Origin of the sequence: Pseudomonas pseudonitroreducens (genome assembly GCF_021603645.1) — a bacterium.
Classification (GTDB): domain Bacteria; phylum Pseudomonadota; class Gammaproteobacteria; order Pseudomonadales; family Pseudomonadaceae; genus Pseudomonas; species Pseudomonas pseudonitroreducens.
Map to the genome: position 1 here is coordinate 1 of NZ_BQHJ01000025.1, position 7,925 is coordinate 7,925.

10 protein-coding genes are annotated in these 7,925 nt (G+C 62.4%); all 10 read right to left on the minus strand.

Going from position 1 to position 7,925, the window contains the following annotated elements:
* Positions 1-131: 131 nt before the first annotated feature.
* Positions 132-662 carry a hypothetical protein gene (locus L6D89_RS32000; RefSeq protein WP_236202297.1) on the minus strand — a complete coding sequence of 177 codons (531 nt, stop codon included), beginning with the start codon at positions 660-662 and terminating at the stop codon, positions 132-134.
* Positions 650-1,624: a hypothetical protein gene (locus tag L6D89_RS32005; RefSeq protein ID WP_236202298.1), complete on the minus strand. Its 975-nt coding sequence runs from the start codon at positions 1,622-1,624 to the stop codon at positions 650-652. Before L6D89_RS32005 ends, L6D89_RS32000 begins: the two co-directional genes overlap by 13 nt.
* 146 nt (positions 1,625-1,770) lie before the next feature.
* Positions 1,771-2,505 carry a phage head morphogenesis protein gene (locus L6D89_RS32010; protein ID WP_236202299.1) on the minus strand — a complete coding sequence of 245 codons (735 nt, stop codon included), beginning with the start codon at positions 2,503-2,505 and terminating at the stop codon, positions 1,771-1,773.
* Between the two features lie 89 nt (positions 2,506-2,594).
* Positions 2,595-4,169, minus strand: coding sequence for a DUF935 domain-containing protein (locus L6D89_RS32015; protein WP_236202300.1), 1,575 nt, complete (start codon positions 4,167-4,169; stop codon positions 2,595-2,597).
* Complete coding sequence (locus L6D89_RS32020) at positions 4,169-5,752, minus strand: hypothetical protein (protein WP_236202301.1); 1,584 nt, start codon at positions 5,750-5,752, stop codon at positions 4,169-4,171. The genes L6D89_RS32015 and L6D89_RS32020 overlap by 1 nt, the downstream gene beginning before the upstream one ends.
* The gene (locus L6D89_RS32025; RefSeq protein WP_236202302.1) at positions 5,749-6,261 is read right to left on the minus strand and encodes a DUF3486 family protein; all 513 of its coding nucleotides are present in this window, start codon (positions 6,259-6,261) and stop codon (positions 5,749-5,751) included. Before L6D89_RS32025 ends, L6D89_RS32020 begins: the two co-directional genes overlap by 4 nt.
* Position 6,262: 1 nt before the next feature.
* Entirely contained in the window at positions 6,263-6,583 is a 321-nt protein-coding gene (locus L6D89_RS32030; RefSeq protein ID WP_065083988.1) for a hypothetical protein, read from the minus strand.
* Positions 6,576-6,950 carry a hypothetical protein gene (locus L6D89_RS32035; protein WP_236202303.1) on the minus strand — a complete coding sequence of 125 codons (375 nt, stop codon included), beginning with the start codon at positions 6,948-6,950 and terminating at the stop codon, positions 6,576-6,578. Before L6D89_RS32035 ends, L6D89_RS32030 begins: the two co-directional genes overlap by 8 nt.
* The gene (locus tag L6D89_RS32040) at positions 6,950-7,570 is read right to left on the minus strand and encodes a hypothetical protein (protein WP_236202304.1); all 621 of its coding nucleotides are present in this window, start codon (positions 7,568-7,570) and stop codon (positions 6,950-6,952) included. The genes L6D89_RS32035 and L6D89_RS32040 overlap by 1 nt, the downstream gene beginning before the upstream one ends.
* The coding region (locus L6D89_RS32045; protein WP_236202305.1) for a glycoside hydrolase family protein at positions 7,567-7,925 on the minus strand (359 nt) is incomplete at its 5' end. The genes L6D89_RS32045 and L6D89_RS32040, both read right to left, overlap by 4 nt.

Sequence of the window (7,925 nt, forward strand, 5' to 3'; positions counted from 1 at the left end):
ACTCAGGCACGTCAGTACCCAGCTCGAAACAGAGCGCGGTGGCGAGGGCGTTACGGAGTGGGGATGTCTTTTTCATGTCGCCATGGTCGGCGACATGAAGGGGGATTTTTAGAGGAAGGGGTTCAGCGGATTCAGTCGTCTTGATCAGGCGACTTTCTTCGAGACACCTCTTGCTCGCGTCGTGCCTTGATGATGGTTTCCAGGTCCGAGATGTGGCGGCGTGTCAATTGACCCGGCAGCGCGAAAGACAAGAGCATGGCCAGACAGGCCAGGAAAAGAAGGAAGTATTCCACGCTGGTCTGAACGATACAGGGCCATGCCAAGCCAAGGGAGGCGAGAAACGCTAGCGCCAAGATGAGCAGGTACAGATAGAACAGCACCGCGTGTCTAAGGAGCTCCCGTTTCACCTGCACTAGATAGAAGGTATCTTGCTTCCAGGTCCTGCCTCGCAAGGCCCTATCACTTCCGACAATGGCCATGACCGCGACTAGGAAGCCAGCAAGGATCGAAAACACGGTCACCAATACCGTTAAGGCATTGGCGTTGTCGTGATACTTCGACTGAAACTTCCAGGCAAAGAAGCCGGCGGCAAGCACGCTGACACCGAATGCCAGAACCTTGCGCCAACTGGTCTTTGCTTCTGTAGGCTTCATCGCTGCCATAGTTTCTGTTTGATGAGCTCTGCTCGATACGCATCCAGAGAGCCATATGCCTCAGTATTGATGAGGTCGTTGGCACCCTCCCGGCGTAGTAGTTTGACTTTCTTGGTCGGAGTGACCTGCCCAAGACGAATTTCAGTATCTTTCTTCGTGACGACCGTCACCTCAATGGTGTCGTCTTCCTCTTCCAGCACATCCGTTCCTACGGAGTTCATGACCTCAAGGACGATCTCTTCCGCCCGCGAGCCGCCATCCGCCTTGATCACTGTGTTGACTTGGATTTCATCCCAATGCTGTGCCATTTGCTCGCGCTTGTTCTCATCAATGTCCTGAGCAAAGAGGTCCTTGATCACGCCAACAAATGATCGGAGCTTGTTGGAAACAGTTGCCGGCTGCGTTCCACCGTCGAGCACCTGGGTGGCACGGTACATATTAGTCTTGAGGCGCAGCTCCTTAATTCCCTCTTTTTCCAGAATCTCCTTCGTTTCCTGGTTGGTCACTTTACGCAGCTCGAAAGCTACATCGCCCGACCTCAGCTCGCCTTTGCTGATCAGTTGTGCCAGGTAGACGCCAACAGTTGCGATACGGAAACTGCCTTCCGTTATGACGAGGAGGTCGTTTCCGTCGATCAGTACGAAGGCCTCCGAGTGTTTGAATGCCCGATTTCGCGGCGGCAGCGTAGCTTGGTCTACGTCCTCCTCGGCCTTCACCTTCAGGCCAAGTGTCGTCATCTGCTCCCCAGGCACGCCCGCTCCGATGTCCAGCATGAGGGGCTCATCATTGGTTTTTCGTCTGTGTCGAACAACAACAGTCCCAAGGGTAAGCGCCACCTCGGTTTGCTCCATGCTGCCCAGTTTCCGCATTGCAGAGCGGATCAACTGCTCAAGGGTTTGCTGTGGGGCAGTGTTCTTGTTGTAGGTAGCGCGGACGTAATGGATGACTTTGCTCGTAACGCGTCTGGACACTGGGGGACACTCCATTGCAATTTTTGTAGTCGTCCTTCCCACATATGCGATACGACCTCATTCGGTCAAGCCTCCAATACCGTTAGACCACCGTTAGATTGACGCAGAACACGCAAACCCCTCTCCCTGAATACATCCGCCGCGCCTCATTCCTGATCGTCGCGCCTGCGCGATTTCTGAGGCCGTTTCGGTTTCGCCAAGACGGTGGACGCCTTTTCCTTCTCTTCCAGGAGCTGCTCGGCTTGCTTCAGCCGGGGCACTGCGCCGGGGTTGTAAGCCCAGCCAGGCTCGATCCCCGCTGGCACCTGGAGCACCTGGCCGGTACGCTGGTTGATGAATTCCAGGAGCTTGCCGGTGGGCGCCTCGGTGATGTACTTGCCACTCGCCTGCAGGCGCTCGGCCTCGCGGCGACTGACCTGGCGCACCCAGCACTTGCATCCCCAGCCGTTGGGTGGGAAGTGCGTCTGCCAGAACGGATCGTCTGCAGGCAGCAGGATGCCGGCCCAGCCCAGGTGCTCGGCCCGGTGGTGCCGGCTCGGGCCGAGCTGGTACAGGAGGAAGGGCTGAGTCTTCTTCGTGCGCTGGATGCGGTCCCACTGGCCCGCCGCGTTGGCGGTGCGCAGGTTGGTGTCATAGATGACCCGGAGCCGGCGCGGGCTCCCCAGCTGGACCTCGCGGGTCTGCCCGGTCAGCGGATCGAGCATGTCGGCCTTGCCCCACCAACCGAGCTTGACCAGGAGCGGCTGCAGCTCGCGGCGGAAAGTATTGAAGTCCTGACCGCCGTCGACCATCTCGTCTACGGCAGCACGGATCGCTTCCAGGATGTCCAGCTTCATGGCCTTGGCCACCGTGAAGATGGTGGCGTGCTCTTCCTGGAACACGTCGCGATGGTCAAAGCTGGGCCTGATGCCTTTGGCGCGCAGCCAATCTAGCGCTTCCTTTGGCACTGGAACTTGGGGTTGATCCGTCGTCAAAGCGCGTCCCTCACATCGCCCAGGGCGCGAGCCTTGAAGCTTGCGGAGGCCAGCGCCTCGATCAGCGCAGCAGGGTCCATCTCATCGAGCAGCCCCGCGAGCCCAGCCTTGAACTCGTCGAAGTCCTTCGCCTTGTCGGCCAGCGCCTGGATGGGATCGAGCACCGGTCGCACCAGCGGCACCCAGTCGCTCAGGCCGTCGTCGGCCAGCTGGTCCAGCTCGTCGCGCTGCAGCTGCTCGGCGTTCAGGGCCAATCGCTGCCTGCTGCAGCCGCGACAGCTGCAGGTCTGCTCATGGTTGAGGGCTTGCGGCATCAACTGGTCGTTGATGGGGCGCAGCACTTCGGCTCCTTTCTCCGGTGCCGCCAGGCCGAATTTGTCCAGGATCGCAGCAGAGTCAACACGCAGGCCACGGTCGATGAAGGGACCGAGCGCGTCTGCAAGTACCTTGAGGTCCTCGGGCTCTGTTACCTGGAGTACAACTCGTGGGTATTCCTCCTGCGCCCCGAAGTTCAGGTCGACAAACACGCGCACCAGGTCGCGGTTGACCGTGGCGGCCAGTTGCTTGGCGTCGGCTTTGAGGATGTCTTTGCGTACTTCGTTGTGGACGTTCGCCTGACTCTGGCTGGAGCCATCATCCGTGGTCATGGTCTGACCCAGGACCGCCTTGCTGATCTGCTTGTCCAGCCACTCGGCCAGCTTCTCGAACAGGTCGGCACCTCCCGCCGCGTTGGCGATCTCCTGAAACTCGATCTTCATGCCGTCCGGCATCACCGCTGCCGCATCGGCGGCCAGTTGGGCAACGGCACGGCGCAGCACGGCAATGTCGTCAGGCTTCGCACCAGGGCCATAGCGGCCGATCCGTAACGGAATGCCGTACAGCTCGGCAAAGCGCATCCAGTCCTTCTGGCCGAATGCCTTGCACATGAACGCCACGGCTACCAGGCGAGCCACACCGCCCCGGATGGGCAGGCCTGACTTGAGCCGAGGCGTATGGACCAGAAGGCGATCAGGCGGCAGATCGGCCAGGGAGCCATCGAGCTGCAGCAGTTGCAGGCGCTCGCCGGTTTCCCGATCGAACTGGAACCAGCGCGGGTCGCGGTGCTTGTAGGCCTTGGGCCAGAGCTTCTCTCTGCGGTATTCCCACAGAGGCTCAACCACCGAGTAGCCCTTGCCGATGGCGTCCAGGAGGTCATCGAGCATGTCGCCAAACTGCGGCGCGTCCACCAGCTGGCGCACCGCGTCGGCGATTTTCTCGGCTCGCGGCTCGCTGCTGGCGGGCTCAACGGCAATGGACAGGCCAGATACTGCGCGCTTGCGCGTGCCCAGGACCGCCGCATAGTGCGGGTCCTTCTCTTCCATTTCCTCGGCAAGGGTCAGGTAGTCCCGCGCATCGCCCTGGGCGGCCGCCTGCAGGATGGCACGCAGACGGCCAGGGTCGATGCTGGTTGACACGCTATCGGTGGACCAGGCCTGGCGCACGCCCGTGACGCTGGCCTGTACCACCTGGTCCAGGATGTTGACCTTCTGAATCGGGCGACCAGTGCTATCGAGAATGAGGGAGTTGGCCATTACAGAACACCTCTGACGCCCCAGCCTGAGGCTTGGTGATCGTCGTCGAATTTGTCGGAGTTGGAGGAGCGCACGGCGTCATAGCCGTACTGCTCGATCTCCATGCGGCTGGCAAATCGCGCCAGGGCGGTGGCAATACCGGCGTCACCGTGGCGCTTGCCGCCATCGGTTTCCGTGGTGCGAAGGTCGGGGATACGGGCCACCCCCCGAACCATCTTGAAGGCGCGCATATCGCCGATGTAGTCGCGGTCGCTGGGCAGGTCGTACAGACTGCCGTCTTCCAAGTCGGCCTTGAGGCCGGGCATGTTGTCCCGATACCAGCCCTCGGTCAGCATGACCTGGCTGATACGACTGTGGCCGTAGCGGATCGCTGCGGATTCGGCCAGCTGCTGGCCGTTACCTCGGGCGTCATGGGCGCCTGACATGAAGCTCGGCAGCCGGTCGACGATGTAGAACAGAATCTGCTCCTGTTGTTTGAATGGCACGCCCCGCAGCTCGACCAGGAATGGCGGCCGCTTGCGGCTGTCCTGCTCCATCACCAGCGGCACAATCACCGAGAGGTCGCCGCTGCGAGCGAAGTCCATGCCATAGAAGCTCCAGACGGTGCGGGGCAACTGTGCCAAAAGCGGCGCAAGTTCGCGTTCACACCACGCCCAGCTGTCCGCCAGGCGCAAGTGTTCATCCGTAGTGACGTAGCCCACGGGGTAGGCCAGGCGCAACACCGGCACACCGGCTCGGCTGCGCTTCTCCAGGAGCGATAGGGAAAGGTAAGTGCCGCCGCCCTGACTGGGGATGCAATCCAGCTCTTCGTTGGCCGCATCGCCATAGAAGCCGTAAACGTCCTCGACCCACTCGGTTTCATTGGCCACGTCGTAGGGGATGCCCTTGCGCAAGCACACTCGCTTGTACAGGCCATCCTCGACCGCTTCACGGAAGGTGCAGCGGAACAGTTCGCCCTTGCGCTTGCCTGAGCGAATCTCGTCGATCAGCTCGTTGAAGGGGTTGTCCGTGCCATTGTGGGTGCTGATGACGTGGACTTCGCCGCCCCAGATCAGCAGGGCCAGCGCTGCCTTGAGCAGCTCGGCCAGGTCAGGGTGGAAGGCGGCCTCATCAATCACCACAACGCCCTGGCGGCCCCGCAAGTTGGACGGTCGGCTGGTCAGGGCAACGATGCGGTAGCCACTCGGGAAAGAGATGGTGAAGGTCTTGATGTGCTTGTCCGGGTCTTCGTCTTCCCAGATGCCTTGCTCGATCTCGCCAGCCGCGTAATTGAAGGCACGCGCCCACATTGCGCAGGCCTGGATGTACTCGACCGTCATGTCCTGGTTGTAGCCCAGGTAATAGACGTTCATACCACCCGCCCTGGTCGAGCTAGCGGCCACCAGCACATTGTCAGCCGCTTCCGCCCAGGTCAGACCGATACGGCGCGACTTCTCACCGACCTTGAGCGGAGCACGAATTCCGGCCCATCGCTGCTGGTAGCCCAGCAGCACAGCCGGCACGTCCACCACCGCGCCCTGGGAAATGATGTCAGCGAGCGGAGAGCGCTCCGGCTCTGGCGTCTGCGCGGGTGCAAGCTTCACGATGCCATCCCCAAGATTTCACGGCGAATCTCGTCGCGCGCCTGGGAGCTCAAGCCGCCCTTGGTCGTGATCTTGTCGACCTTGGCTGCAGCTGCCTCGGCACGGTCGCGGAATTCGGCCTTCCATTTGAGCTGCACGACAGACGCGCGGCCCAGCTCGGCCACGGCCTTCGCTACCTTGGGCAGGTCCAGCTTGCCCTCGGAGGCCATCAGCAGCTTGAACAGGTGATCCTGGACCAGGCGCATTAGCGCCTCGTTGACGGCGCCCTCATCGTCAGGGGCCGCTGTGACCACGGCTTTTGCCTGCTCGCTGGACTCTCGGAGCGCCGCCAGGCGGTCTTCGAAGCTCTGCCCATAGGCGTGCAGAGCTGACTTGCCGATGCTGTAGCCGCGCGCCTCTAGCTCAGCAGAGAGCGCCTCGTAGCCAGAGAAGTTGGTGTCGACCAGGTACTGATCGAGCCAAGCCTTCATCTCTGGCGGCAGCTGTTTCACCTTCGAACGGGGCGGCATGTCAGGCGCTCCCGTTGCCCCAGTACTTCTCGGGGCGAGCGATACCGGGGTGGCATTCGATGGCGTACTCGGCGATGTCGACGCCGTAGTGGGTCAGACCACAGACCCAAAACCCGGAGGGCTTCTTGTCCAGCGTGACCAGGCTGCGGTCGGCCAGGTAGTCCAGTTCGCGGCGCAGCTCCAGCGGCGTGGCGTCCGGGTAGATGCCCTGGATGGTGGAGAGCACGACGGTTTCGTGCGGGTCCACGGGGCGCGAGGTGTTGAGGGTCAGCAGGATGAACCAGCGGAGGGATTCCCGGCGAGCCTTGGCGGGGTCAATCATTGCGCGCTCCTTTGAGCAGGATGTTTTCGAACTTGAGCGCCAAGCCGTCCAGCTTGGCCTCGATCACGGATTGCCCACGCACCCAGTCCTCACGACGGACGTATTCCATGGGCAGCTCAGCCTTGAAGTTGAGGAAGGCGCGCTCCAGCTGCTGCACGGCTTCCGCGTCCTTGTCCTGGCGCTCCAGAACCTTGGCGAAGTTCTTCTCCCAGTGCTCGCCAGCCTCGCGGCGGGCTTCGTCCTGGGCTGCGAACTTCTCGGAGAGGCGTTTCTCGAACTGCCACAGCAGCAGCCGGACCAGGCCGACCACAATCCCGGCGAAGGTGGACAGCAGCGTTATTGCCCAGCCGATCATTTCCGTTGCCATCAATGGCCCTCCAGGACGTTGATCAGAGCGTCCAGCTGAGCGGCCGTGCCTTGGCACTGCTCGGCATAGCGGACGTGGTGGGCCAGGACGGTGCGCTGGTCGATGCCTGAGGGGAGTTGCTCAGCGGGGTCGCCTGCGGTGGCCGGCGCAGCAGCTCCTGCGGGATCAACCGCGGCTGGCACTCGGGCTCCGGTTGCTTCGTCGTAGATTCGCACCCAGCCGCGAGTAAGCACGCAAGCAGGCACAGGCTTAGGCGGGGCATCGAGCGCGTCCCGGTATAGGTCGTTAACACGGGCAATCTCTCCAGAGAGTCGGTCGGTGGTAGTGCGGTACTGACGTTTCTGCTCGGCCAGGTCGGCGGCGAGGCGGTCAGCTCGGGCGGCTTGTTCGGCTTCCCGCTTCGCGCTGGCTTTGGCATCGGCCGCTACCTGCTGGGCTCTGCGAGCTTCCGCCTCGGCGTACTTGCGCTGTTGCAGCTCCAGGGCAGCCTTGCCCTCTGCCTGCGCCGTGGCGTATCCCTGAGCCCGCGCGATGGACTGCATGGCCTCCATTCCGGAAACGACCAGGCCAATGATGATCAGGACAGCAGCTACGCCGGAAAGTCGTTGAACCCAGGTCACAGGTCGGCCTCGCACAGTTCGCGCTCGGCCGCACGTCGCCGGACCAGGCCGCGAAGTTGCACACCGCCAGCGCGGGTCCAGTTGGAAAGCTGCGCGCAGGCCTGGGCGATCCGGCCCGCCTGCAGCTCGCGCAGCATGGTTGAGTGGCCGCCGCCCTTGAGCCAGACAAACCCGTCCTTCACGCCTAGGCCACCGGGGCCGACGTTGTAGATGAAGGACAGGAAGGCAGCGATAGTCTTGGCCGGCAGCCGGTCGATGACGTCCTGGGGCACCCAGGCTCCGAACACCTGGGCGGCTTCCTCCAGGCCCTTGCGGGTCAGCGCATCGCACTGGGCGGGCGTGGCCTGGTCGCCAA

Excerpts from the sequence above, each read along its gene's own strand:
- L6D89_RS32035 (WP_236202303.1), bottom strand. The coding sequence starts at position 6,950 with ATGGCAACGGAAATGATCGGCTGGGCAATAACGCTGCTGTCCACCTTC.
- L6D89_RS32025 (WP_236202302.1), bottom strand. The coding sequence starts at position 6,261 with ATGCCGCCCCGTTCGAAGGTGAAACAGCTGCCGCCAGAGATGAAGGCT.
- L6D89_RS32000 (WP_236202297.1), bottom strand. The coding sequence starts at position 662 with ATGGCAGCGATGAAGCCTACAGAAGCAAAGACCAGTTGGCGCAAGGTT.
- L6D89_RS32015 (WP_236202300.1), bottom strand. The coding sequence starts at position 4,169 with ATGGCCAACTCCCTCATTCTCGATAGCACTGGTCGCCCGATTCAGAAG.
- L6D89_RS32030 (WP_065083988.1), bottom strand. The coding sequence starts at position 6,583 with ATGATTGACCCCGCCAAGGCTCGCCGGGAATCCCTCCGCTGGTTCATC.